General features: G+C 63.0%; 24 protein-coding genes, 1 pseudogene and 1 riboswitch. Of the genes and pseudogenes, 13 read left to right on the forward strand and 12 right to left on the reverse strand.

Annotation, left to right across the window (positions count from 1 at the left end; genetic code table 11):
- Positions 1–6: 6 nt before the first annotated feature.
- A pseudogene (locus E8Q41_RS16225) lies at positions 7–1776 on the reverse strand (tetratricopeptide repeat protein); the annotation flags it as partial.
- Positions 1777–1954: 178 nt separating this feature from the next.
- Complete coding sequence (locus E8Q41_RS16230; RefSeq protein ID WP_137156594.1) at positions 1955–2971, reverse strand: polyprenyl synthetase family protein; 1017 nt, start codon at positions 2969–2971, stop codon at positions 1955–1957.
- 118 nt (positions 2972–3089) lie between these two features.
- Here E8Q41_RS16230 and E8Q41_RS16235 point away from each other — a divergent pair, with 118 nt between their 5' ends.
- The 4 genes from E8Q41_RS16235 to E8Q41_RS16250 all read left to right on the forward strand — a co-directional run bounded on the left by E8Q41_RS16235 (position 3090) and on the right by E8Q41_RS16250 (position 5272).
- Positions 3090–3308: a DUF2007 domain-containing protein gene (locus E8Q41_RS16235; RefSeq protein WP_137156595.1), complete on the forward strand. Its 219-nt coding sequence runs from the start codon at positions 3090–3092 to the stop codon at positions 3306–3308.
- On the forward strand, positions 3305–4129 hold the full coding sequence (locus tag E8Q41_RS16240; RefSeq protein ID WP_137156596.1) for a methyltransferase: 825 nt from the start codon (positions 3305–3307) through the stop codon (positions 4127–4129). The genes E8Q41_RS16235 and E8Q41_RS16240 overlap by 4 nt, the downstream gene beginning before the upstream one ends.
- A 69-nt stretch (positions 4130–4198) precedes the next feature.
- Positions 4199–5062, forward strand: a complete 864-nt coding sequence (locus tag E8Q41_RS16245) for a S49 family peptidase (protein ID WP_137156597.1) — start codon at positions 4199–4201, stop codon at positions 5060–5062.
- Between the two features lie 9 nt (positions 5063–5071).
- Positions 5072–5272 (forward strand): hypothetical protein, encoded by a 201-nt coding sequence (locus E8Q41_RS16250; protein ID WP_137156598.1) that lies wholly within the window; start codon positions 5072–5074, stop codon positions 5270–5272.
- Here E8Q41_RS16250 and E8Q41_RS16255 read toward each other — a convergent pair.
- Entirely contained in the window at positions 5250–7883 is a 2634-nt protein-coding gene (locus E8Q41_RS16255; RefSeq protein ID WP_137156599.1) for an HAD-IC family P-type ATPase, read from the reverse strand. The genes E8Q41_RS16250 and E8Q41_RS16255 overlap by 23 nt on opposite strands.
- 154 nt (positions 7884–8037) lie before the next feature.
- On the opposite strand from E8Q41_RS16255, the gene E8Q41_RS16260 reads away from it, so the two are divergent.
- The 4 genes from E8Q41_RS16260 to E8Q41_RS16275 all read left to right on the forward strand — a co-directional run bounded on the left by E8Q41_RS16260 (position 8038) and on the right by E8Q41_RS16275 (position 11545).
- Positions 8038–8421 (forward strand): VOC family protein, encoded by a 384-nt coding sequence (locus E8Q41_RS16260; RefSeq protein WP_137156650.1) that lies wholly within the window; start codon positions 8038–8040, stop codon positions 8419–8421.
- Between the two features lie 93 nt (positions 8422–8514).
- Positions 8515–9462 carry a glycine--tRNA ligase subunit alpha gene (locus tag E8Q41_RS16265; protein WP_137156600.1) on the forward strand — a complete coding sequence of 316 codons (948 nt, stop codon included), beginning with the start codon at positions 8515–8517 and terminating at the stop codon, positions 9460–9462.
- A gap of 86 nt (positions 9463–9548) precedes the next feature.
- Complete coding sequence (locus E8Q41_RS16270; RefSeq protein ID WP_137156601.1) at positions 9549–10805, forward strand: 3-phosphoshikimate 1-carboxyvinyltransferase; 1257 nt, start codon at positions 9549–9551, stop codon at positions 10803–10805.
- A gap of 119 nt (positions 10806–10924) precedes the next feature.
- Entirely contained in the window at positions 10925–11545 is a 621-nt protein-coding gene (locus E8Q41_RS16275) for a hypothetical protein (protein WP_137156602.1), read from the forward strand.
- On the opposite strand, the gene E8Q41_RS16280 is transcribed toward E8Q41_RS16275, so the two are convergent.
- The gene (locus E8Q41_RS16280) at positions 11542–11943 is read right to left on the reverse strand and encodes a response regulator (protein ID WP_137156603.1); all 402 of its coding nucleotides are present in this window, start codon (positions 11941–11943) and stop codon (positions 11542–11544) included. The genes E8Q41_RS16275 and E8Q41_RS16280 overlap by 4 nt on opposite strands.
- Positions 11940–13991, reverse strand: a complete 2052-nt coding sequence (locus tag E8Q41_RS16285; protein WP_170976516.1) for a PAS-domain containing protein — start codon at positions 13989–13991, stop codon at positions 11940–11942. Before E8Q41_RS16285 ends, E8Q41_RS16280 begins: the two co-directional genes overlap by 4 nt.
- 209 nt (positions 13992–14200) lie before the next feature.
- On the opposite strand from E8Q41_RS16285, the gene glyS reads away from it, so the two are divergent.
- Positions 14201–16432: a glycine--tRNA ligase subunit beta gene (gene glyS / locus E8Q41_RS16290; RefSeq protein ID WP_137156605.1), complete on the forward strand. Its 2232-nt coding sequence runs from the start codon at positions 14201–14203 to the stop codon at positions 16430–16432.
- A 112-nt stretch (positions 16433–16544) separates the two neighbouring features.
- Positions 16545–16862 (forward strand): hypothetical protein, encoded by a 318-nt coding sequence (locus E8Q41_RS16295; protein ID WP_137156606.1) that lies wholly within the window; start codon positions 16545–16547, stop codon positions 16860–16862.
- A gap of 66 nt (positions 16863–16928) precedes the next feature.
- Here E8Q41_RS16295 and E8Q41_RS16300 read toward each other — a convergent pair whose 3' ends face one another.
- Together E8Q41_RS16300 and E8Q41_RS16305 are read right to left on the reverse strand one after the other, a co-directional pair.
- The gene (locus E8Q41_RS16300) at positions 16929–18740 is read right to left on the reverse strand and encodes a methyl-accepting chemotaxis protein (protein WP_137156607.1); all 1812 of its coding nucleotides are present in this window, start codon (positions 18738–18740) and stop codon (positions 16929–16931) included.
- Positions 18741–19009: 269 nt separating this feature from the next.
- Complete coding sequence (locus E8Q41_RS16305; protein WP_137156608.1) at positions 19010–19543, reverse strand: glycosyl transferase; 534 nt, start codon at positions 19541–19543, stop codon at positions 19010–19012.
- A gap of 121 nt (positions 19544–19664) precedes the next feature.
- On the opposite strand from E8Q41_RS16305, the gene E8Q41_RS16310 reads away from it, so the two are divergent.
- The 3 genes from E8Q41_RS16310 to bluB all read left to right on the forward strand — a co-directional run bounded on the left by E8Q41_RS16310 (position 19665) and on the right by bluB (position 22616).
- Positions 19665–20822 (forward strand): PA0069 family radical SAM protein, encoded by a 1158-nt coding sequence (locus E8Q41_RS16310; RefSeq protein WP_137156609.1) that lies wholly within the window; start codon positions 19665–19667, stop codon positions 20820–20822.
- Between the two features lie 164 nt (positions 20823–20986).
- The gene (locus E8Q41_RS16315; protein WP_348640024.1) at positions 20987–21631 is read left to right on the forward strand and encodes a ribonuclease HII; all 645 of its coding nucleotides are present in this window, start codon (positions 20987–20989) and stop codon (positions 21629–21631) included.
- A gap of 40 nt (positions 21632–21671) precedes the next feature.
- Positions 21672–21848, forward strand: a riboswitch (cobalamin riboswitch).
- Between the two features lie 42 nt (positions 21849–21890).
- Positions 21891–22616 carry a 5,6-dimethylbenzimidazole synthase gene (gene bluB / locus E8Q41_RS16320; RefSeq protein WP_137156611.1) on the forward strand — a complete coding sequence of 242 codons (726 nt, stop codon included), beginning with the start codon at positions 21891–21893 and terminating at the stop codon, positions 22614–22616.
- A 78-nt stretch (positions 22617–22694) separates the two neighbouring features.
- Here the strand turns inward: bluB and E8Q41_RS16325 are convergent, their stop codons facing one another.
- The 5 genes from E8Q41_RS16325 to E8Q41_RS16345 all read right to left on the reverse strand — a co-directional run bounded on the left by E8Q41_RS16325 (position 22695) and on the right by E8Q41_RS16345 (position 25348).
- On the reverse strand, positions 22695–23186 hold the full coding sequence (locus E8Q41_RS16325; RefSeq protein ID WP_246660214.1) for a F0F1 ATP synthase subunit B: 492 nt from the start codon (positions 23184–23186) through the stop codon (positions 22695–22697).
- An 11-nt stretch (positions 23187–23197) separates the two neighbouring features.
- Positions 23198–23800, reverse strand: coding sequence for a F0F1 ATP synthase subunit B (locus tag E8Q41_RS16330; RefSeq protein WP_137156612.1), 603 nt, complete (start codon positions 23798–23800; stop codon positions 23198–23200).
- Positions 23801–23880: 80 nt separating this feature from the next.
- The gene (locus E8Q41_RS16335; RefSeq protein ID WP_137156613.1) at positions 23881–24105 is read right to left on the reverse strand and encodes a F0F1 ATP synthase subunit C; all 225 of its coding nucleotides are present in this window, start codon (positions 24103–24105) and stop codon (positions 23881–23883) included.
- An 87-nt stretch (positions 24106–24192) separates the two neighbouring features.
- A complete protein-coding gene (locus E8Q41_RS16340; RefSeq protein WP_137156614.1) occupies positions 24193–24951 on the reverse strand; it encodes a F0F1 ATP synthase subunit A in 759 nt (252 codons plus the stop codon).
- Between the two features lie 34 nt (positions 24952–24985).
- Complete coding sequence (locus E8Q41_RS16345; RefSeq protein ID WP_137156615.1) at positions 24986–25348, reverse strand: AtpZ/AtpI family protein; 363 nt, start codon at positions 25346–25348, stop codon at positions 24986–24988.
- Positions 25349–25375 lie beyond the last annotated feature (27 nt).

The raw sequence follows: 25375 nt of genomic DNA on the forward strand, positions 1-25375 counted from the left end.
CGCTTCGATCGGCGGCAGGCCTTCGCGAATCTTTTTCTGGATCTTCGGGATCAAATCGGCGTCGGGCTTCAGTTCGAGCGCCGTCTTCCACTGGAAGATCGCTTCGAGCTTGCGGCCGACGCGCCAATAGGCGTCGCCGAGATGGTCGTTGATGGTCGCGTCCGACGCCCGGAGGTCGGTGGCGCGCTCCAGTTCGGACACTGCATCGTCAAAACGACCGAGACGGTAATAGGCCCAACCGAGCGAATCGACGATGTAACCATCATCGGGACGCAGATCGACGGCCTTGCGGATCATCTCAAGGCCTTCCTCGAGATTGATGTTCATGTCGACCCAGGAATAGCCGAGATAGTTGAGCACCTGCGGCTGATCCGGATAGAGCGCCAGCGCCTTGCGGAAATTCGGCTCGGCGAGATCCCACTTCTTGAGACGCTCGTAAGCGATGCCGCGCTGGAAGAAGATCGACCAGTCGGTGCGCTTGGGCATGGGCCCGATGACTTCGACCGCCTTGTCGTAATTGGCGGCCATTTCGGCATATTCCTTGTTGTCGGACAACAGGCTGCCGTAAGCGAGATAGGCGCGGGCGTCGCGCGGATCGGCGGCGATGGCGGCCTTCAGATGCTCGCGCGCTTCCTCGATCTTGCCGGTGCCGGCGAGGTTGAGGCCGAGCTGAAGGTCGGCGACGCGGCGCAGGATCGAATCTTCCTGCACCTTGCGATACCATTCGATCGCCTTTTCCGGCTTGTCATTGGCCTCGGCGAGACCGCCGAGCAACACGGCTGTGTCCGCGTCCTTGGGCGACAGCGCGTTGGCCGTGACCAAATAGAAGGTCACGATATCCTGGGCGCTCGCCCGGTCCGGCGCGCTGGACAGCGACTGGTTGAGGGCGCCGCCGACCGAGAACAGCACCGAGGCCATGCCCTGGGTGGCGTCGGATATGGCGAAGTCGGGCTTCTCGCCCGCTTCGATCTTCTTGCGGAAGGCGTGCAACGGGATGTAGCCGGGCGCAAAGGTTTCGCCGGCCGAAATGGCGTCCAACGCTTTCTGGCGATTGCCGGCGCGAGCTTCGAGCGTCGCCAGCGCGATGACCGCGCGCATGTAGGTGTCGCTGGCGGCCGTGCCTTCTTCGCGGTTGGCCACGGTTTCGGCAAGCTTCCGGCGCGCGGTGTCGGTGTCGCCTGCGGCGGCGGCGATCACGCCGGCCGTATAGTTGCGAAACACCGAGAACCATTCGGGGCCCTTGAGGCTGCCGGCGGCGGCGATGGCTTCCTTGGTCTTGCCTTCGCCGAACTTGCCCCAGGCGACGATCAGCGAATTGATCATGCGGTCGAGCTCGTTCGGGCCTTCATATTTCAGGAATTTATAGGCTTCCTCGAAATTCTTCTTGCGGATGGCGTCGATGCCCCGGGCGATCTTGGCGATGCGCTCCACCGCCGGATCGTCTTTGAGCTTGACGGCTTCGGCCACGCCCTCGTCGAAATCGCCATTCATGAACAGGCAGATCATCAGCCGTTCGCGGACTTCGAGATTGGCGGGATCGAATTTCAGCGCCGTGCGGTAAAGCGTGATCGCGCTTTCGTAATCGTAATCGCCATCGGCGGTGCGGGCGGCCAGGAAAGCCCCGGAAAACGTGTCGACGCTCGCAATGTCGAACTTGACCTCGGGCGCCGCCGCTTCCGGCTTGGCGGCCTCGACGGCGAGGGCCGGCGCAGACAGAGTGAGAAGAACCCCAAGAGCCGTGCCGAGCTTCAACCGGCCGATGTTCAAGAATGCCATTCGACAGCCTTTCAATGATGCGCTTTGCACAATCCGCTTCGCGCATGTGGCGACGTCGGCAGCGGCATGCAAGCCGACGACGCAAATCATAAGAATCCTTAAGACCACAATTCGCCAGACCTCACAAGAGATCCGGACGCGCGCTTAAGCGTCCGGCGCTACAGGGCGAAACAGGCAATTAGTTGACGCGCGCAATACAAAATTCGATCACATCGATCAAAGCCGACTTGAGCGGCGACGCCGGCAGAGCCGCAATCGCGTCATGCGCCATGGTGCCGTAATGATTGGCGCGGGCGATCGTGTCGGACAGCGAGCCGTATTTGGTGATCAGACCCATGGCGCGCTCGAGATTTTCTTCGGTCGATTCGCCGCCTTCGATGGCCTTGCGCCAGAAGGCCCGCTCATCCTCGGATCCGCGCCGCCAGGCGAGAATGACCGGCAGCGTGATCTTGCCTTCGCGGAAATCGTCGCCGGTGTTCTTGCCGAGTTCGGCGGCCTTGCCGCCGTAATCCAGCGCATCGTCGACGAGCTGGAAGGCGAGACCCAGATTCATGCCGTAGGAGCGCAGCGCGGCGCGATCGGCCTTGCTGGCGCCGGCGATGATCGGGCCGACTTCGGCGGCGGCGGCGAAGAGCGCGGCGGTCTTTGCGCGGATGACCTGCAGATAGTCGTCCTCTGTCGTCTCCATGTTCTTGGCGACCGACAATTGCAGCACTTCGCCCTCGGCGATGACGGTGGCGGCGGTGGCGAGCACATCGAGCGCGTCGAGCGAACCGACCTCGACCATCATCTTGAAGGCCTGACCTAGCAGAAAGTCGCCGACCAGCACGCTCGCCTGGTTGCCCCAGAGGATTCGCGCCGTCTTGCGTCCGCGGCGCATGTCGCTTTCATCGACGACATCGTCATGCAGAAGCGTCGCCGTATGCATGAATTCGACGCTTGCCGCGAGCTTCACATGGCCTTCGCCCTTGTAGCCGAACAGATTGGCCGACGCGAGCGTCAGCATCGGGCGCAGACGCTTGCCGCCCGAGGAAATCAGGTGGTTGGCGACTTCCGGGATCATCTGGACGTCGGAACCAGCCTTCGACAAAATGAGTTGGTTCACGCGCTCCATGTCGGCCTTGGTCAGATCGACCAGAGGCTTGATGGACGCCTGTTTGTTTTTGCTTTCATCAAGCGGTATGACCACGCCCAAGGAACCGGCTCCTGTTGAATTCTTTGGGCGGACCATAAAAACCAAGGGGCCGAGCGGCAAGAGGCGAATTGACCCGGCGCCCATGAATTGACGAAATTTGACCCTCAGGGAGCGTGAAGTGATCGAAATCATGCGCAGCAACGACCCGGTGACCATGTCCTACGCCGAAAGCCTGCTCAAAGACCGGGACATCGTCTGTTTCATTGCGGACCAGGGCATGAGCGTGCTCGAAGGCTCGATCGGCATCCTGCAACGTCGGCTTCTTGTGGAAGACGAGCGCATCGACGAGGCGCGGCGGACGCTTCGGGACGCCGGCCTCGGCGGGGAGCTAAGATGAACGCCAACGCATCGCAGGCTGCGGCGATTGAGGATGATCAGGGCGTGAACGACACGATCGACGCCTTTCACTTCGGCCGCTTCTACCTCGTCCAACCCAAGGGGCGCGGCCATCGCTCCGGCATGGACGCCATGTTGCTGGCCGCGATGGTGGATGCGGACGGGCCGATCGACGTCGCCGACCTCGGCGCGGGCGCGGGCGCGGCGGGCCTGGGCGTCGCTGCGCGGCTCGAGGCGGCGCGGGTGACGCTGGTCGAGAAATCCCCTGACATGATCGCCTATGCGGAAAAGACGCTGGCTTTGCCGGAAAACGCTCCCGTCGCCTCCCGCGCCCGGCTGATCGAGGCCGATGTGACCCTGAAAGGTCGCGAACGGGTGGCCGCGGGTCTGCCGGACGACATGTTCAACCATGTGATCATGAACCCGCCCTTCAACCATGCCGGCGACCGGCGCGCGCCGGATGGTCTGAAAGCGCAAGCGCATGTGCTGCAGGACGGGCTGTTCGACGCCTGGATCCGCACCGCCGGCGCCATCCTGAAACCCGGCGGCCAGATGTCGCTGATCGCAAGACCGGAATCGATCGCCGAGATCATGAGCGCCTGCGGCAAGCGCTTCGGCGGACTGGAATTCACGATGATCCACCCCCGCCAGGGCGAAAGCGCCATCCGGCTGCTGGTCAACGGGATCAAGGGATCACGGGCGCGGCCGGTGTTTCGCGCACCTGTTTTCATGCATCCGGAAGGTTCGCATAAATTCCTTCCCGATGTCGACGACCTCAACAATGGCCGCGCGGCCTATCGCCGGCTCGCGCCGCGCCGCTAGGGCCTTCCAAAGGGGCTCGCGCTCTCCTATATCCGTCTGAACGACCGCACGCAGGATCAGGAACAATCAATGGGTTTTCTCAGCCGTCTCATTCCCGCCCGCTTCCGCAAGAAGAAGGTCAAGATCCCTGTGGTGCGGCTGTCGGGGGTGATCCAGGCGGGGGGCAGCCAGTTCAGGCCGGCGCTCAATCTCGCCAATGTCGAGGAATTGCTGGAAGACGCTTTTGAGACCAAGAAGGCGCCGGCGGTGGCCATCGCCATCAATTCGCCCGGCGGATCGCCGGTGCAGTCACGGCAGATCTTCTACAAGATCCGCGCGCTCGCCAAGAAGCATGAGAAGAAAGTGCTGGTGTTCGTCGAGGATGTCGCCGCCTCCGGCGGTTATCTGATCGCGCTCGCCGGCGACGAAATCATCGCCGACCCGACCTCGATCGTCGGATCGATCGGCGTCATCTCCGGCGGCTTCGGCTTTACCGAACTGATCAAGAAAGTTGGCGTCGAACGCCGCATCTACACGGCCGGGGAAAACAAGTCGGTGCTCGATCCGTTCATGCCCGAAAAGGAAAGCGATATCGCGCATCTGAAATCGCTGCAGCTCGACGTGCACAAAGTGTTCATCGACATGGTCAAGGAAAGCCGCGCCGGCAAGCTGGCCGAGGACGACACGCTGTTCACCGGCCTGTTCTGGTCCGGCGAGAAGGGTCTGGCGCTCGGTCTCGTCGATGCGCTCGGCGATATGGAAACCGAACTGCGCTTGCGTTATGGTGACGATGTCGAGATCGAACAGGTCGAGGCCTCGCGCGGCTTCGTGGCCCGGATGATTTCCGGGCGTTCGACCGCGCCGCAATTGGGCGGACAAATCGGCGCCGGCGCCGCGGAAGCGGCGATCTCGACCGCGGAGGAGCGGCTCTGGTGGAGCCGATACGGACTTTAGGATCTGAACGTGGGTTTTTCGAAGATCATCTTCGTCGTCGTGATCGGGCTTGTCGGCTGGATGGTCTACAAGAAATTCGTCGCCGACGCATTGAAACTGGCCAAGGCCAACGCCGCCAAGCGGCGCGAGACCGAGACCGGGGCGATCGGCACGCTGGTCAAGGATCCGGCGACGGGCGAATATCGTGTCAAGCGCCCCGACGAAGCCTAGAGCGCCGCCTCACCGCCTTTTCGGTCTCCATCGCCAGCAAGAGAGCTGCGGCGGGCGCGAGCAGCATCGCCCATTCCTCGAAGGTCACGGGACTGATTCCGAGCGTGCCGGAGAGGCCGGGCACATACATGGCCCCGACATGCAGAAGCTGGGTGATCGCGACGCCCGCAAGCAGCAGGGGATTTGAGAAAAAGCGCCGGCTGAACAGACTGGCCCGCTCGCTGCGGGCGCTCAGCGTCAGCACATTTTCGAACATCACGAACAGCAGAAGCAGTTCGTTGCGGATCGTCTCGATCGGCGCGCCAGCCTGAAGCCGCCAATAATAGAGAGCAAAGCCGCCGCCGGCCATCAGCAGCGCGGCAAACACGATGCGCCCGATCATCACGCGATCGAAGATCGGCTGGTCCGGCCGGCGCGGAGGCTGAGCGAGTTCGTCGCCTTCCGCCTGTTCAGCGGCGAGCGCCACATCCTGAACGCCATTGGTGACGAGATTGAGCCAGAGAAGCTGGACGGCCAGCAGCGGCATCGGCAGGCCGAGCGGCACGGTGAACAGAAACAGCAGCACCTCCGCCGCGCCCGTCGCCACCAGCATGAAGATGACTTTGCGGATATTGGCGAAGGCGACGCGACCCTCGCGCACGCCCGCGACGATGGAGGCGAAATTGTCGTCGGTGACGATGATATCGGCGCTTTCCCGGGCGATATCCGTGCCCTTGCGGCCCATGGCGACGCCGGCATGAGCGTTTTTCAGCGCCGGCGCATCGTTGACGCCATCGCCGGTGACGGCGACGATATGTCCGCGCCGGGCCAGCGACCGGACGATGGCGAGCTTCTGCAGCGGCTCGACCCGCGCATAAATGCGCGCCTTGGCCGTAAGCGCGTCGACCGCCGCCGGTCCCTTCGCCTCGGCCTCGGCCAGCTGCGGGCCGGTCACGATCTCGTCGTCCTCAGCCCGAAGACCGGCTTCGCGGGCTATGGCGGCGGCGGTGACCGGATCATCGCCGGTGACCACGGCCACGCCGATGCCGGCGGCGGCGCAGGCCGCCATCGCCTGGGGAACTTCCGGCCGCAGCGGGTCCTTCATGCCGGCGAGACCGAGAAAGGTCAGCCCCGCGAGATGCGCGCCGGTAAGCTGCCCGCTGGCGCCCGAGGCGATCCGGCCCTCCGCAAAGGCCAGCACCCGCAATCCGCGCTCCGCCATCGCATCCTTCTGCGCGGCCAGCAGAGCGCGATCGATCGGTTGGTCGTCTTCGCCGATCGCCATTGCGTCGGCCATGGCGGCGAGCGTTTCCGGCGCACCCTTGACGAAAATCCTGATTTCGTCGCCCGCATCATGGAAAGAGGCGGCGTATTTCAGATCCGGCTCGTAAGGGATGCGGCTGAGCAGCGGATGGTCGGCCAGCACATCGGCATGGATCAGGCCGCCTTTGCGCGCGGCGTGCAGGAGGGCGACGTCGACGCTGTCGCCCAGCCCGCGCCAGCCCTCTTCTTCCGACACCAGACTGGCTTCATTGGGAAGGCAGGCGGCGCGTAGAAGCCGCGCCATACGAGGGCCGGCCTGCGGATGGGCATGCGACAGAGGCGGCTCGTCCTCGATCGACTGAGGCGGGCGGTGATCCTCGAGCGTGATTTCGGAGCCGTCCGGCAGGAGAATGTCGGTGACGGTCAGCTCGTTCATGGTCAGCGTGCCGGTCTTGTCGGTGGCGATCATGGTGCATGACCCCAGCGATTCGATCGCCGGCATGTTGCGCATGATCACATTGCGACGCGCCATGCGCCGCATGGCGATGGCAAGCGCCACGGTGATCGCCACCGGCAATCCCTCGGGAATGGCGCTGACGGCGAGACCGACCGACACCATGAACAGCTCGGCAAGCGGCATGCCGCGCAGCCAGCCGGCGGCGATCAGCAGCACGGCTGCAACGAGCACCGCAATCGCCAGATTTTTCGAAAAGCGTTCAAGCCGGACGAGCAAGGGCGGGCGTTCGCTCTGGGATCCGCTGATTGCGGCGGCGATCTTACCGAACTCGGTCGCCAGCCCCGTCGCCACCGCCTCGCCCAGACCCCGACCGCGCGTGACCATCGATCCGGAAAAGGCGGTGGAGGCCCTGAGATCGCCCTGGTCGTCGTCGCGCGGCCATTTGCGCACCGCATCGGGTTCGCCCGTCAGCAGCGACTCGTCGCAGCGGAGGTCATTGACCTCGATGAGCCTGAGATCGGCGGGCACGCGTCCGCCCGCCTCAAGGCAGACGAGATCGCCCGGAACGAGATCGCGGGCGGGAAGTTCCTGGCGCTCGCCGTCGCGGATGACGATCGCCCGCGCCTCTTCCATCTGCCGAAGCGCTGCCGCCGCCTTGCCCGCCTGAAACTCCTGCACGGCCCCGATCAGACCATTCGCCAGCAGAACCACGCCGATGAAACCGGCATCCTCGACATCGCCGAGAAAAACCGAGAGGGCCGCGGCGGCAAGCAGGATGTAGATCAGCGGACTGAGAAACTGACGGAGAAAAACGCGAAAGAAGGACGGGGATTTCCGTTCCGGCAAGGCATTGGGGCCGAATTGGAGACGGCGCGCAGCGGCTTGATCGTTTGTCAGGCCTTGTCTGTCCATCCTGCGGTCCTTCCCGATGTTGCGCCGAATACTGCAGGGGAAGCGTCCGACGCGCCTTGAAGCAGATCAATTTGAGCCCCACAAAATCAAGCGGATCGCTTGACAGCCGACGGGAAATATCTAGAACATTTAGAGAACATACATGGAGGACAGCATGCTCGACCATATCGGTTTTCCGGTTTCGGACTATCAACGCGCCCGCGCTTTCTACGATGCGATCATGCCGGCCATCGGCGCGGGGCGGATGATGGAGGTGACGGCGGAGATGACGGGCGGGGCGGCGCATGCCGGCTACGGCGTCGACAAACCGGATTTCTGGATCAGCAGCGGCGGGCCGGTGACCGGCGTGCTGCATATCGCCTTCCAGGCCAAGGACCGCGCTGCGGTGCGCGCCTTCCATGAAGCTGCGATGGCCGCAGGGGCAAGGGACAATGGCGCGCCGGGGCTGCGGCCGCATTATCACGAGAATTATTACGGCGCCTTCGTGCTCGATCCGGATGGCCATAACATCGAAGCCGTCTGCCATCTGCCGGAGTGATGGCGGCGGGACGCGGCGCTTGACACGGCAAGGGCCTTGACCCTTCCCGCCCGCCATGGCACTCAGCCGCCAGCAATTGCCGAGGTAGATGTCATGTCCGCGATCCCTGATCATATGAACCCGAAGCGCTCGTTCCAGGCGCTGATCCTGACCCTGCATAACTATTGGGCGGACAAGGGTTGCGCGGTTCTGCAGCCTTACGACATGGAAGTGGGCGCCGGCACGTTCCATCCGGCGACCACGCTGCGCGCGCTCGGCCCCAAGCCATGGAAGGCCGCCTATGTGCAGCCGTCCCGTCGTCCCTCGGACGGACGCTATGGGGAAAACCCGAACCGGCTGCAGCATTACTATCAGTATCAGGTGATCCTGAAGCCCAATCCGTCGAACCTGCAGGAGCTCTATCTCGGCTCGCTGGCGGCGATCGGGCTGGATCCGCTCCTGCATGACATCCGCTTCGTCGAAGACGACTGGGAAAGCCCGACGCTGGGCGCCTGGGGTCTCGGCTGGGAATGCTGGTGCGACGGCATGGAAGTCAGCCAGTTCACCTATTTCCAGCAGGTCTGCGGCATCGAATGCTCGCCGGTGGCGGGCGAACTGACCTATGGTCTCGAGCGGCTCGCCATGTATGTGCAGGGCGTCGACAATGTCTACGACCTCAACTTCAATGGCCGCGAGGGCGCCGAGAAGATCTCCTATGGCGACGTCTTCCTGCAGGCCGAGCAGGAATATTCTCGGCATAACTTCGAATACGCCAATACCGAGATGCTGCACCGGCATTTCATCGACGCCGAAAAGGAATGCCAAGCGCTGCTGGCCGCAGGCGCGCCCGGAGACCAGGACAATCAGCGCCTGCACAAATGCGTGCTGCCGGCCTATGACCAGTGCATCAAGGCGAGCCATGTTTTCAACCTGCTCGACGCGCGCGGCGTGATCTCGGTGACGGAACGCCAGAGCTATATCCTGCGCGTGCGCACGCTGGCCAAAGCCTGCGGCGAAGCCTTCCTGCTGACCGACGCCGGCGGGGTCAACTGGACGGCGTAAGCCGTCCGCCGCAGACAATTCGCATCCGGCCCTCGCCGTGATATCGACGGGGCCGGCTCCCACGCACCGCTCTTTCGGATCGCCTGATGACGCTTGAGAAACTCACCATCGTCCCGACCTCCAAGCCGCTCGAAGGCCGCGTGAGCCCACCGGGCTCGAAGTCGATCACCAATCGCGCGCTGCTGCTTGCTGGCCTCGCCAAGGGCGTGAGCCGGCTGACCGGCGCGCTGAAGAGCGACGACACCCGCTATATGGCCGAGGCGCTGCGCGCCATGGGCGTGACGGTCGACGAGCCCGACGCGACAACCTTCGTCGTCACCAGCGACGGCGTCTGGAAAGAACCTGCTACGCCGTTGTTTCTCGGCAATGCCGGCACGGCGACGCGCTTCCTGACGGCGGCGGTGGCGCTCGCCAAGGGGCGCTTCGTGGTGGATGGCGACCAGCATATGCGCAAGCGGCCGATCCTGCCGCTGGTCGAGGCGCTGCGCTCGCTCGGCGTCAAGATCGAGGCGCCGACCGGCTGCCCGCCGGTGACCGTTGACGCCGAGGGACGCTTCACCACCAATCGCGTGGTGATCGACGCCGGCCTTTCCAGCCAGTATGTCTCGGCGCTGCTGATGGCCGCGCCGCTCGCCAGCGAACCCTTCGACATCGAACTCGCCGGCGCCGAGATTGGCGCGCGCGGCTATATCGACCTGACGCTCGCCTCGATGCGCGCTTTCGGCGCCGAGGTCGAGCAGACCTCGCCCGCCACCTGGCGCGTGCAGCCCACCGGCTATGTCGCCGCCGATTACCATATCGAGCCTGACGCCTCGGCCGCCACCTATCTCTGGGCGGCGGAAGCGCTCACCGGTGGCAAGATCGATATCGGCGTGGACGCCGGCGCCTTCACCCAGCCGGACGCCAAGGCCTATGAGGTCATCTCCGCCTTCCCGCATATTCCCGCCGTGATCGACGGCTCGCAGATGCAGGACGCGATCCCGACCATCGCCGTGCTCTCAGCCTTCAACGAAACGCCGGTGCGCTTCGTCGGCATCGCCAATCTGCGCGTCAAGGAATGCGACCGCATCCGCGCTTTGTCGACCGGCCTCAACGCCATCCGTCCGGGGCTGGCGACCGAAGAGGGCGACGACCTGATCGTGGCCTCGGACCCGAGCCTGATCGGCCAGCGCCTGCCGGCCGAGATCGACACTTTCGCCGATCACCGCATCGCCATGAGCTTTGCGCTGGCCGGCCTCAAGATCGACGGCGTCACCATTCTCGATCCGCTCTGCGTGGGCAAGACCTATCCGGATTACTGGAAGGCGCTGGGCTCGCTCGGAGTGGAACTCGTCGAAGGCTGACTGGGCCATCGCCAAGCGGCTTGACGTTTGCACACGGAAGAATGACTTCGACAGTTGACAATTCGATGCCCTGATTGCGACGGTGCGGCACTCTTGCAATCCTTGCGATTGGACGGTCGATGAAATTTTCTGCCTGGATCGTGCGGCGGGGGCCGCAAAGTTTTGTCGCCGCCGGTCTTGTCGCCTATGCCTGTTGGCTGTTGGACGACACTCTCGTATTCTGGCCGAGCTGGGCTTCAGGCAACCGACTGGTGTTGGAATTCGTCTATGGGCCGGGGCCGGAAATACTGAGCTATCTGGGGCTCATCACCTCTTTCGCCACCACGATCATCATGTCGGCCTGGATTTATGGGGCAGTGAAGCTCCTGCGGCGGGAAAACGATAACTTCAGTCTTTCACCCTGGGTCGCATCCCTGAGCATTTATGCGCCCGTGCTGATTTACATCATGCCGCTCTTCGCACTCAGTCAGATCGCCTTGCACACCAAAAGCGCCGGCGAGCAACCCGTAAAACGGCCATTTCACCTCGGAGCAATGGCCGGAGCGCTCTTCTCTTTACGCTTCATCCTTTCAAAAGCCATCACCCTGACGCAGGAGACTCCCGTTTCGGAAAACGTCGCCCTTGCTATCGACATCAGTTCATTCGTCGTCCAACTCGCCTTCTTCGTGACGACCATCCTTTTCATGCGGCGCATGCAGCGCCTGCATCTGGACATGCTCGCCGAGAGGCCGGTCGCCTAAAACTCCAGCCCCGCCGCGACCCGGTTTTCGATCCGGAGAGCGAGGCCCTGGATCTTGGCCATCAGCACATCGAAATCGATGGGCTTGGTCATGTAGTTGTCGGCGCCGGCGCGCATGCCTTCGAGCATCTTTTCCCGGTCGGCGAGCGCGGTCAGGAAGATGAAGGGCATGTTGGCGAATTGCGGATAGTTGATCTGCAATTCCGCCAGAAGCTCGGTCCCGTCCATCTCCGGCATGGTGATGTCGGAGATGACGATATCAGGCCGGTGCTGTAGAATTTTCTCCAGCCCTTCCTTGCCGTTGGAGGCCTGAAGCACGCGCAGGCCGGCGTCTTCCAACTCCTCGGTGATCAGCTCGCGGACGTCCATTTCGTCTTCGACGCAGAGAATGGTGATCATGCCGATATCCTTTCGTCTTGCTGGGCCGGACGGATGGGCGCGTTTGCGCGCTCCGCCTGCGGCTTGGTTGCAGGTCCATGCACGGGCAGGATGAGGGTGAATGTCGACCCCTGCCCCCGCTCGCTGTCGACCCTGATGTCCCCTTCATGCAGATCGACGATCTGCTTGACGAGGTTGAGCCCGATCCCCGTGCCGGCGATGCCCGTGGAGGTGCGGGCGCGGAAATAGAGCGAGAACATTTTCGGTATGTCGTCGGGGTCGATGCCGACGCCATGATCGCGGAAGGAGATCACGGCGTAATCGCCTTCGTCCCAGCCGGTGATCTCGATGTCGGGGGCGTGCGGCGAGTATTTCACCGCGTTCGACAGCAGATTGGTGATCGCCTGGCCGATCCCCAGCGGATCGCAGCGGACTTTGTCCGGCAGGAGTTGCAGATCCACATGGAAGCGATGGCGCTTGGAGAATTCGCGCTGACGCTCCACCGCCTGCTCGATCAGTGTCTTGATCGAGCATTCGGCGAGATTGAGCTCGATCTTGCCGGTCGTCATGCGACCAGCGGAGAGGAAGCTTTCCATCAGCTCGACCATGCGCGCTACCGAGGCGCGGATCTGGCCTGTCTTCTCGACGAGAAAGTCCTGATCGACCGCGCCCCTGCGGCGGAGCAGCCGCTGGGCGGCGCCGTCGATGATGGCGAGCGGCGTGCGGAATTCGTGGCTGGTCATCGAGACGAACTGGCGCTGCAGCGCATTGATCTGCTTTTCGTGGTTGAGCGCCTCTTCGAGCGCATGCGCCTGGGCTTCGATTTCCAGCGTGCGTTCGCGGACCTGATCCTCCAGCTGGTCGCGATGGCGGATGAGCTCCATCTCAGCCTGCTTGCGCACGGTGATGTCGGTGTAGCTGAGAATGTAGCCGCCGGCGGCGAGCGGCTCGGCGCGCACCGCGAGCACGCGGCCATTGGCGCTGACCCGCTCGAAACTATGCGGCAGGAACAGCCGGGCGTGATTGACCCGCTCCAGAACCAGCGCGTCGATGTCGCCGTCGCCATATTCGCCGCGCTCGGCATTGATGCGGATCAGGCTTTCGAAGCTTGCGCCCGGCGGAAAGGCGTCCGGCGTCACATCGAGCATCTCATAGAGATGACGGTTGGCGATCATCAGGTCGAGCCGATGATCGAAGACGGCGATGCCGCCCGGGAAGGCCTCGAAGGCGGCTTGCAGGATGCCGAGCATCTTGCGCTGTTCTTCGGTCGTGTCGAACACCACTTCGGCGAGGCATTCGCCCTTCTCGCCCCTGAGCGAGATGACTTTGACGGTGACGCGGTACTGGCTGCCGTCGCGACGGGAGTGGAAGGTTTCGAAGGTCACGAATTTCTCGCGCCCCGTAATCACCGGATTGATCAGAATGCGATATTCGTCAAGCGTCAGGTCGGGCTTGAGCGACACCGGCGTCATCCGGATCAACTGGTCTTCACGGTAACCGGTCTTGATCGTCGCCGTGCCGTTAGCGCGGAAGATCTCCAGCATTTCGGGATCGATGAGATAGATTTCGTCGGTCGAGATCTCGACGAGATCGGCGAACTGATGGTCGGCGTCGGCGCGGCGGCGCGACAGAACGATGTCGGCGAGATCGCAGATCAGCAGCCGCAGTACCGCCATCCGCTCCTCGTCCATGCGGCGGCGGCTCTTGCCGAGGAACAGCACCGAGCCGAAAATCGCCCCCGAACTGCGGTCGATCAGCGGCAGGAGATAGGATCGCGCCCTATCCTCCGCGCAGAGCGGCTGCGCCTGGCCCGACTGGGGATCATACTCCAAGGGAATGGTGCACCAGTCCGCCTGGGTGTGATAGAGCAGCTTGTGGCGGCCGCCATAGGGCGTTTCGTTGAAGATGGCGGCGCAGGGGCCGAGGTCGAATTCGCGCGTCGAAATGATTTCGTTGAGCACGCCGGAGAGAACCTCGTCGCGGCTCTTGTCGCTCAGCGTCCAGCGCAGCATGGCGCGGGTGGTGACCAGACCCCAGATGGGCATTGCATTCCAGACTGCCTGCGGCATATGGGGCTTCCCCCTGAAATGGCTTGGAGGATCAGAATAGGTCATGCCCGCTAATGAAGCTTGCAAGGCTCCGTTAAAACTTTAGCGACGCCTGATATTTCGCGGTTTCCGAGCATGGGACCGGGCGCAATTCAGGCATGACAAGCGCCGCGGAACTTGCTAGGTCCGGCGCGACATTTCCCTATCCGCCCGCGAAAGCGAAAGACACCATGCCCGATCTTCTTCTTGAACTCCGCTCCGAGGAAATTCCCGCCAGCATGCAGCGCAAGGCCGCGGGCGATCTGAAAAAGCTGTTGACGGATGCGCTGGTCGAAGCAGGCCTCACCTATGAAGGCGCGCGCGAGTACTGGACGCCGCGCCGGCTGACGCTCGATATTCGCGGCCTGACCGCCCGCTCCGCCGACCAGCATGAAGAGCGCAAGGGACCGAGCACGAAAGCGCCGCAGGCGGCCATCGACGGCTTCCTGCGCTCCGCCGGCCTCGCCTCGATCGATCAGGCGCAGGTGAAATCGGACCCGAAGAAGGGTGATTTCTATGTGGCGACGATCCACAAGCATGGCCGCACCGCAGAGGAGATCATCACCGAGGTGATGCCAGGCATCATCCGCAATTTCCCCTGGCCGAAGAGCATGCGCTCGGGCGCAGCCTCCGCCAAGCCGGGCTCGCTGCGCTGGGTGCGTCCGCTGCAATCGATCGTCTGCACCTTCGGGCCCGAGCATGACGAACCGGTGGTCATTCCCTTCGAAATCGACGGCATTGTGGCCTCCAACGTGACCTATGGCCATCGTTTCCACGCGCCTGAGGCCATCACCGTCAAGCGGTTCTCGGACTATGTTTCGTCGCTGGAAAAGGCCAAGGTCATTCTCGACGCCGACCGCCGCAAGGAAATCATCCTCGCCGACGCCAAGAACATCACCTTCGCCTCCGGGCTCGACCTCGTCGAGGACGAGGGCCTGCTCGAGGAAGTGTCGGGGCTGGTGGAATATCCGCATGTGCTGATGGGCAGCTTCGAAGAGGATTATCTGAAGATCCCCGCCGAAATCATCCGGCTGACCATCAAGACCAACCAGAAATGCTTCGTGACCCGCCTGCATGGCCAGGAGGCGCTGTCGAACCATTTCATCCTGATCTCCAATATCGAAGCCAAGGACGGCGGCGCCGAGATCATTCACGGCAATGGCAAGGTCGTGCGCGCCCGCCTGTCGGATGCGGCGCATTTCTACAAGCGCGACCAGGGCGACCTGCCCGATCTCGACACGCTGAAGGCGTCGGCAGTGAAATTCGGCCTCGATCTTTCCAAGCCGCTCGACCAGCGCATGGCCAAGCTCGACCATCTCAATGTGACCTTCCACGCCAAATTGGGCAGCCAGGGCGAGCGCGTGAGCCGCATCCGCGCGCTGGCGGCCAAGCTCGCTCACGTCACCGGCGCCGAAGCCGCGCTTGCCGACCGCGCCGCAGTGCTCGCGAAAGCCGATCTCCGCACCGAAGCGGTGGGCGAATTCCCGGAACTGCAGGGCATCATGGGCCGCAAATATGCGGCGCTGCAGGGTGAAGACGCAGCGGTCGCGGTAGCAATTGAGGAACACTACAAACCGCAAGGTCCTTCCGACCGAGTCCCCACTGATCCTGTAGCGATAACCGTAGCGCTAGCCGATAAGCTCGACACTCTTGTTGGTTTCTGGGCAATCGACGAGAAGCCGACGGGTTCGAAGGATCCCTATGCGCTGCGCCGCGCCGCACTCGGTATAATTAGAATTATCACACAGAGCCGGATTAGCACCCGGTTGCGGTTTATGATTGAGGACGCTCGTAAGTGTTTGAATGATCAACGATCTGAAAAGGGCGTTGAATACATTGACAATCACTTGGATGAAGATCTTGTTGGATTTCTAGCTGATCGGTTTATTGCTCAGATGAAATCTGATGGTAAGCGCTATGACCTAGTTGATGCAGTATTTGGCTCTTCAAACTACGGCGCTTCATGGATGGCGACGCCTGGTGTCGCAGGTAGCTTCATCCTAGACGATTTTGTTTCTGTGAGTGACCGAGTGGAAGCCCTGTCGGCCTTCATCGGCACCGAGGACGGCAAGAACCTGCTGGCGGGAACCAAGCGCGCCACGCAATTGCTCGCCGCCGAGGAGAAGAAGGGAACGAAGGCCGCCGAACGGATCGATCTGTCGCTGCTGGCACTGCCGGCAGAGACCGCGCTGCATCAGGCGATCGTCAACGCCAGCCAGAGCGCGGCTCAGGCCGTGGCGCGCGAGGATTTCGCCGCCGCCATGGAAGCGCTCTCCAAGCTGCGCGGCCCCGTGGACGCCTTCTTCACCGACGTGCTGGTGAACGACGAAAACCCGGAGATCCGCGCCAATCGCCTTGCGCTTCTCGCCGCCATCCGCAGCGCGACCAGCACGGTGGCGGATTTCAGCAAGATTGCGGGATGATCCCCGGCAGAAGATCGCCGCCAATGATCGCGGCGGTCTTCACGCATCTTGCGCAATGCTCTAATATAAAAGGGTTCCTTGCGCTGCTCAGCGCCGAGCGGAGATCGGGATCATGAGCCTGCCACAGGAATTTATGGACACGGTGCGCTCCCGTCTCAAACATGACGGAGCCCTTCGCGCCGCCATGCTGGCCGAAGCCGCGAGCGCGTTTCTCTCGGGCGATCTCGGCATCGGGCTCCAGCTCATCGCCGATATCGTGCAGGCGACCACGGAGGTGACGCGTCTGGCTGCGGGAACCGGCATCGAGCCCGATCGGATCAACGAGATTCTCGGCCTGAAGGGTCGGCCGCATGCGGACGAGATCGTCAAGATCTTCGTTTACCTGCAGGACGATTTCGGCGTCCGGCTCACGGTGCAGCCAGCCGCATAACTCTCAATCCAACAAAAAGCCCGGCGACCGCGAGGCGCCGGGCTTTTTTCACGAGAGACCGTATGGTCACGCCGCCTCGGCGTGATGCGCGCCTGCATTGGGGTGAACGCGGAAGGCGCTGATCAGCTTGACCAGTTCCTCGGTGTCGTCGGCCAGAACCTGGGCGGAGGCGGTGGTTTCCTCGGCCATGGCTGCGTTCTGCTGGGTGGCGAGATCGAGCTGGTTGACCGAGCTCGCGATGCTCTTCAGCGTCGCGTCCTGTTCCTGGGCGCTGTGGGCGATCTTTTCGACGATCGAGTTGGCGGCGGCGATCTGACCGGAAATGCGCTTGAGCGCCTCCCCTGCCTGGCCCACGAGTTCTACGCCTTCGGCGACCTGGGTGGAGGAGCGGGAAATCTGCTCCTTGATCTCCTTGGCGGCGGCGGCGGAGCGCTGGGCGAGTTCACGCACTTCCTGCGCCACGACGGCGAAGCCCTTGCCGCTTTCGCCGGCGCGGGCCGCCTCGACGCCGGCATTCAGCGCCAGCAGGTTGGTCTGGAAGGCGATTTCGTCGATGACGCCGATGATCTTGGTGATCTCGCTCGAAGATCTCTCGATGCCGCTCATAGCGTCGATGGCGCGGGCGACGATCCTGTCGGAGCTGTTGGCGTCGGAGCTGACGGTCGAGACCCGGTTGGCGGCTTCGCGCGCGCCCTCGGCCGTCTGGCGGACGGTGACCGACAATTCGTCGATCGCCGCGGATGTCTCCTCGAGATTGGCGGCCTGACGCTCGGTCCGAAGCGCAAGCTCGCCGGAGGCGCGGCGGATCTCATCCTTGGAGGCGCCGATGTCGGAGCCCTTGCGGTTGACCTTCGACATCGCCCCTTCGAGCTTGGACAGCGACTTGTTGAGATTGAGGCGAAGCGTCTCATATTTTGCGCCGAGATCGCTGCAGCGAACCGTGAGATTGCCGGTGGCGAGCTGCTCCATGGTGGCGCCAATCTCTTGCACGACGCGCTGGAGCGCTTCGGCGTCCTGCGTCTCGCGGCGGGCGTTCGATTCGCGTTCGGCGGCGAGTTCGCGCTGTTGACGCGCTTCACGCTCGGCCAGTTCGTGCCGCTCGCGGATCTTGGACTGCAGCGAGGCCGTGGCCTGAGCCATCATGCCGATTTCGTTGCGAAGCCCGGCATGGGGCACGGTGATCGCCGTATCTTCATCGGCCACAGCGCCGAGCGCCTGCCGGACATCTTCGAGCGGCTTCGTGATCGAGCGCATGATGAAATAGGCAAGCGCCGAACCCAGTGCGAAAATGGCGAGGATGATGGCGACGGCCTGCGCGATCATCCCGTTCACCTGGGCGTCGAGATCATCGATATAAAGGCCGGTGACGACAACGAGCTTCCAGGGCTCGAAGGACAGCGCATAGGCGCTCTTGCGGAAAAAGGCGTCCTTCGGCTCGCCGGGCTTCGACGCATAGAAATCGGTGCGTCCGCCGCCGCTCTGGCCGAGCTTCAGCAGTTCTTCACGATAGAGCTTGCCTTTGGGATCAGGCTTGCCGCGCAGATTCTTGCCGACCTTGTCCTTGTCGTAATGGAAAGCCATGTTGAGATCGTAGTCATAGGCGAAGAAGTATCCGTCGGGCGAATATTTCATGCCGTTGACGACCTGATAGGCCTGGGCCCGCGCCTGTTCCTCGGTCAATTCGCCCGCGAGTTGACGCTCATGGAACTGCTTGAGGATAGAAACCGCCGTTTCCGTTTCCGTGCGCAACATCTCATAGCGCTCGTTGTAAACCGCGTCGGTGGACGCGCGGATTTCGAATGTCACAGCGACGGCGAAGGCCGCCATCAACGCGAAAACCAGCAGGTAAAGCTTGTGCGCAATCTTCAGATTGGTCATCAGGTCCTCTCGGCGTCCCATAGGCGCAGCGAGGCAGCACTGCCTCCCGCGTAGAACCGTAAATTTACGGCGCTGGACTTAAGGTTCCACTAATTCTAGTCCGAACTTGCGGTGAATCATCGCATGAAACGACTGATTTCAGCGATCACCCATGAAAACCGCAGCGATGATCGATCTCGCTGACCCATCGTGAGGTGGCCAGCCTGCACCGATCGAGATCATCAGTGGTTGCGACGATGATTGGATTGCGCCAGTGCGATAACCCGGCTTTACGCGGAGGCTTCCCGGGTCCTACCGCGCAAGACCCATGCCGGTATAAGTTCCGACCGCAGTCGCCGGGCAGCAGCCCCGCGCGCGAACCCCGCCATATCGGCGCCAGACTTAAGCGCCGCGAGCAGATCGCGCTTGCGGACGAGCAAGCCGTCTTCGAGAGGCTGGTTCCGTCGCATCAGGCGCTGGAACCACGGCCTGCGAAACCGCCGCGATTGTGAAAACCGCGCCGGCTTGCCGTCGATCGAGGCATATTCGAGAACTTCTTCCACCCAACCGCTCTGCGGCCGGGCGCCTGGCTCAAGAAACAGCAGCCATTCGCCCCGCGCGCCATGCACCGTATCGCTCAGCGTCCAGTTCTGCAGATACTTGCAGCCTGCGGCGTCCGCGAGCCGGGCGGTGCCATCCTGGGAGCCGCGGTCGAGGACGATCACTTCGCTGACGACGCCGTCCACCGCGCCCGAAACGAGCACGGAGAGGGTGTAGGCGAGCTCGGGCTCGCTGTTTTCGCATTCCAACATCACCGTCAGCATCACTTACCTTTACCCAAAGCCGCCCCCGATTGCCAGCCGCATTTTGTTCTTGCATTGTTCTCTTTTCCGCGTTAGGAATATTGTCATCAGGCGGTGAGACGAGCCGCGCCGGAGAAGCCCAATGATCAATCTGTCCCTTTCGCGGCAGGCTGCATTCCAGCCTGCCAACACGGCGGAACTTGCCGATGGACTGCTCAAGGAAAGCGGCCTGAGGATCGACGTGGACCGGCGTCGCGGACGCGGCGCGGGTCTCAATCCCGCCGGCCGCTTCGAAGCGCAGGAACGGGAAACGCTCGACGACGGCTGGCAGACGCTCGAAAGCCTTGAGCCCTTTCGCACGGAAGTGCAGGTCGAGAAGCCGCGTAGCATCATCACCCGCAACGACAGTCCCGACGTGCCTTTCGACCGGTCGATCAATCCCTATCGGGGTTGCGAGCATGGCTGCGTCTATTGCTTCGCCCGGCCGAGCCACGATTATATGGGCCTGTCCGCCGGTCTGGATTTCGAGGCCAAGCTCTTCGCCAAGCCGGACGCCGCCCGTCTGCTCGAACGCGAGTTGTCGAAGCCCGGCTATAAACCCAAGACCATCGCCATCGGCACCAATACCGACCCCTATCAGCCGATCGAAAAGGAATGGCGCATCATGCGGCAGATCCTGGAGGTGCTGGCCGCCGCCAACCACCCTGTGTCGATCGTGACGAAATCGGCGTTGGTGATCCGCGACGTCGACATCCTCGGCAAGATGGCCGAGAACGGGCTCGCCAAAGTGGCGCTGTCGGTGACGACGCTCGACCGAAAGCTGGCGCGGCTGATGGAACCGCGCGCCTCGACGCCGTCGCGACGGCTGGAGGCGATCCGGGCGCTGACCGAGGCCGGCGTGCCCACGGCCGTGATGGCTGCGCCGATGATCCCGGCGCTCAACGATCACGAACTCGAACGCATTCTCGACGCCGCCGCCGCTGCGGGCGCGAAGGAAGCCAATTATATCCTTCTTCGTCTGCCTTTCGAGGTGAGCCCGCTGTTTCGCGACTGGCTGCTGCGGAATTACCCCGACCGCTACCGCCATGTGATGAACCTGGTGCGCTCGATGCGCGGCGGCAAGGATTATGACGCCGAGTTCGGCAAACGCATGAAGGGCGCCGGTCCCTATGCCTGGCAGCTGCATCGGAGATTCGAGCTCGCCGCCAAGAAGCTCAATCTCAAACGCCGCGGCATGCAGCTGAACACCGACCTCTTCGTGCCGCCCTCGGGGCATGGCGTGCAGCTGAGCCTGCTCTAGTTTTCCCGATCGGACGCTGGGCGCGGCATGTCCCTGAAGCCGCGGCCAACGTCGAATAGCGCCTGCCGTCGGACCGCAACGACGGACGGCGTCCGCGAGTGACCCGGACCGCCGCCCTCGATCCGGGACTTGCGGGGAATCGGCGGGATATGTCAGATACCCGCATGACGCGTCCCGCCGATTCCCTACCTTTTCTGTTCGAAGACGCCGCCCCGTCCTTCGCGATCGAGGACGCCTTGATGCGGGAAGGTTATGCCCGCATCGTCGGCCTCGACGAAGTCGGGCGCGGCCCGCTGGCGGGCCCCGTCGTCGCCTGCGCGGTGGTCCTCGATCCCGCCAACATCCCCAATGGCCTCAACGATTCCAAGCAGCTCTCGCTCGCCGAGCGCGAGAGGCTCTATGTCGAGATCCTCGCGAGCGCCGATGTCGCCATCGCCTCGGTCAGCGCGCGTGAGATCGATCGGACCGATATCCGGAAAGCGAGCCTCGAGGCGATGCGGCGGGCGGCCTTGTCACTGAGCCGAAGTCCCGACTTCGCCGTCATCGATGGACGGGATGTGCCTCCCGGGCTGCCCTGCCCCGGCAAGGCCTATGTCAAAGGAGACTCCCGTTCTGTGTCCATCGCCGCCGCTTCAATCGTCGCCAAGGTCACCCGCGACAGGATGATGGAGGCTGCGGCCCTGGCGCATCCGGACTACGGCTTCGAAAAACATGCGGGTTATGCAACGGTCGTGCACAGGCGCGCCATCGCCGAGCTCGGCCCCTGCCCGCTGCATCGCATGAGCTTTCGTCCGTTGCGCAAAGACTGATCCATGTCGCAAGCCGGGTTGCCCTGATGGCGAGGGATCAGCTACAGCATCCTCGTTCGGTGCCCGCGTGCGCGGGAGAATCGGGAAGCCGGTGCAAAACCGGCGCGCGCCCAGCGCTGTAAGGGGGATGTCGTTTCACGACGCCACTGGGAAACCGGGAAGGCGAAACGGCAGATGAAACCGAGCCAGAAGACCGACCGGACGAGATAGCCTGACGCGCGAGGACGGCGCTTCGGGAACGCCAGAGGCAGGGGGTAACATGCTCGGCGCAGCTCATCGCGATCTCACGGTCGCGGGTCCATTTTCCGATTCCGAACGCGACGCAGTCTATCGCGCCATATTCACCCGGCGCGATGTCCGCAACGAGTTCCTTCCCGACCCGATCGACCCCGCCTTGCTCGATCGCCTGCTCACTGCGGCCCATGCCGCGCCCTCCGTGGGTCTGACGCAGCCCTGGAATTTCATCCTGATCCGGGATGAAGCCAATCGCCGCGCGGTCCATCGGCTGTTCGAAGACGCCAACGCCGAGGCCGCCGACCGTCTCGAGGGAGAGGTCAAGAAGAAGTACCGCGCCCTCAAGCTCGAAGGCATCCTGAAGGCGCCGCTCAATATCTGCATCACCTGCGACCGCAAGCGCGGCGGGGAATTCGTGCTCGGACGCACCCATCATCCCGACATGGACATTTATTCCACCGTCTGCGCGGTGCAGAATTTCTGGCTGGCGGCGCGGGCGGAGGGCGTCGGCGTCGGCTGGGTCAGCATCTTCGATCACCGCCGCCTTGCGGACCTCCTGGGCGTCCCCGACAGCGTCGAGATCGTCGCCTATCTCTGCGTCGGGCATGTGTCGGAACTCTACCGCAGGCCCGAGCTGGAATCGAAAGGGTGGCGCGACCGCATGCCGCTGGACAGACTGATCTTTTCGGAACGATGGCCGGAGGAGTCGCATGTGCTGAGGCTCTATCGCGAGATTTCGGTCAAGCCGTAACCGAATCCCATGTCCAGACAGCGGCCATGAAAAAACCCGCCTCGCGGCGGGTTCTTCAATCCGGATCATGAAGAGGGCTCAGTTGAGCCGCGTCTTCACTTCGCCCAGCGCGTCGTTGAACAGCGCGTTGGAAATCGAAGCATCCGCTTTGCCGGCAATCAGCTTTTCCGCAGCGGCGACGGCGAGGTCGACGGCGGCGGAACGAACAGCGGCCACAGCTTCGGCTTCCGCCTGCTTGATCTTCTGTTCGGAGAGCTGGGTGCGGCGGGCCACATATTCGGCGGTCTTCTGCTTGGCTTCTTCGGCCAGAGCGTCGGCTTCCCGCTTGGCGGCGGCGACGATTTCGGCAGCTTCCGCTTCTGCGGCGGCGCGCTTCTTCTGATATTCGGTCAGCAGAGCCTGCGCTTCGTCACGCAGCTTCTTGGCCGAGTTCAGTTCAGAGGCGATTTTCTCCGCGCGCGCGTCGAGCGCGCGGGTGATCATGCCGGGAACCTTGAGGTAGACGATAACCCCGAGGAAGATCAGAAGCGCGACCTGCGCCCAGATCTGCGCCCACATAGTTGCATCCATCACGAGCCTCCTCAGCCTTTCACGGCGTTGACCGCGTCAGCGGCTTCGCCAGGGTTGACAGACACGCCGGTGAGCCGGGTCACGATCTCGGACGCGGCGTCCTGCGCCACGGTGGACACTTCGCCCAGAGCCGCTGCCTTGATGGCGGCGATGCTGGCCTCGGCTTCCGAGATCTTCTTGGCGAGATCGGCTTCGAGCTGATGGCGCTCGGCGTCCGACTTCACTTTCGCGGCGTCGCGGGCCTCGGCTGCGATGCCCTGCGCCTTGGCGCGGGCTGCAGCAAGTTCCTGCTCGTACTTGGCTACGGCGGCGTCGGCTTCGTCCTTCATCCGCTGCGCTTCGGCGAGGTCGCCGGCGATACGGGCTTCACGGGTCTCGATGATCGAGCCGATACGGGGAGTAATCAGCTTCGACACCAGGAAGTAAAAGGCGCCGAAAGTGACCGCCAGCCACAAAAGCTGCGATGGGAAATGGGTCGCGTCGAAGGGAGGGAACACATCGGCGTGGCCGGCGTCGTGCGGAACACCGGTTTCGGTGTGCACTTCGGCTTCCGTCGACTGCACTGCCCCTTCCACCGCCGTGGCGGACAGAACATAGGCTGTCGTCACAAACATTCCTTCCTCCAGGGCAAGGATACGGTATCAAAAAACGGGCCACGGCCGAACGCCATGGCCCGATGGTTTTGAGACGCCGATCAGCCGAAGAGAGCGAGAAGGGCGACGAGCAGCGAGAAGATGCCCAGAGCTTCCGTAACGGCGAAGCCGAAAATCAGGCGGCCGAACTGGCCGTCGGCAGCCGACGGGTTGCGCAGAGCGCCAGCGAGGTAGTTGCCGAAGATGTTGCCGAGGCCGAGGGCTGCGCCGCCCATGCCCAGGCAAGCGATACCGGCGCCGATGTACTTTGCTGCTTCAGCTTCCATTGTAGAACTCCTTCAGTGTTTTCGTTTGGTGGCTGTTAATCAGGAGCGCCGGTCCGAGTCAACCGACGCCGAACTCTACTCACGACCTTAATGGCCCGGGTGAACCGCGTCGTTGAGATACATGCAGGTCAGAACCGCAAACACATAGGCCTGCAGGAAGGCGACCAGGAATTCGAGGCCCGTCAGACCGATGGTCATCAGGAGCGGAAGGATGGCGCCAACGACGCCGATCGGGCCGAGCACGCCGAGCGAGAACACGAAGCCCGCGAAGACCTTCAGCGTGATGTGGCCCGCGAGAAGGTTGGCGAAAAGACGAACCGAAAGGCTGACCGGACGCGACAGGAACGAGACGATTTCGATCGTCGTCACCAGCGGCACAACGAGCGCAGGAACGCCCGACGGCACGAAGAGGCCAAAGAAGTGCAGACCATGCTTGTACAGACCGTAGAGCACGACGACCAGGATCACGAGCAGCGCAAGCGCAAAGGTGACGATGATCTGGCTGCCGACGGTGAAGAAGCCGGGCACCATGCCGAACAGGTTCGAGACGAGCACGAACAGAAAGAGCGAGAAGACGAAGGGGAAGAACTTCATGCCTTCCTTGCCGGTCGAGTCCTTCAGCATCTTCGCCACAAACTCGTAGGCGAGTTCGGCGACCGACTGCAGGCGGCCCGGGACAATGGCGCGCGGGGCTGACGCCCAGACGAAGAACAGCGTCGCAACGACGACCGTCAGCACCATGAAGAGGGCGGAGTTGGTAAAGTGAAAGCCGGTGCCGCCCACATTTTCCCAGAGCGGGACAATATGGAACTGATGGATCGGATCTACCTTATCGCTGGTCGCCACGTTTGTTCTCTCTCGTTTTCACCGCGGCCGCGCCTTATGGCTTCGGCCCTTTGTTCTTGTTGCGGGTTTCCCCGATCCTGTCCACCGGGTGCGGCGATGTCACCACGCCCACCACTCTGAGGACATTGAGGATGCCCGCGCAAAATCCCAGGAGAAGAAAAATGATCAACCCCCACGGCTTGGTGGGCAGGGCCATATCCAAAAGATAGCCGAGCATCGCGCCGACGATCACGGCCGCAATGAACTCCGAGGATATTTTCAGCGCCTGCGAATAACCTTTCCGGTCATTTTCGCTGGCGGCTCTCGCGACCTCCTCGGCCTCGCCTTTCGCCTGTCCCAACTCCTTGCGGAGCTTGTTCATGCGCTCTTCCAGACTGTCCTGGCGATCGGTTTCCATTCTCGCCTCCTCACGGACACGGGCCTT

This window comes from Rhizobium sp. FKL33 (assembly GCF_005222915.1).
In the GTDB taxonomy this organism is placed as follows: Bacteria; Pseudomonadota; Alphaproteobacteria; order Rhizobiales; family Rhizobiaceae; genus Rhizobium_E.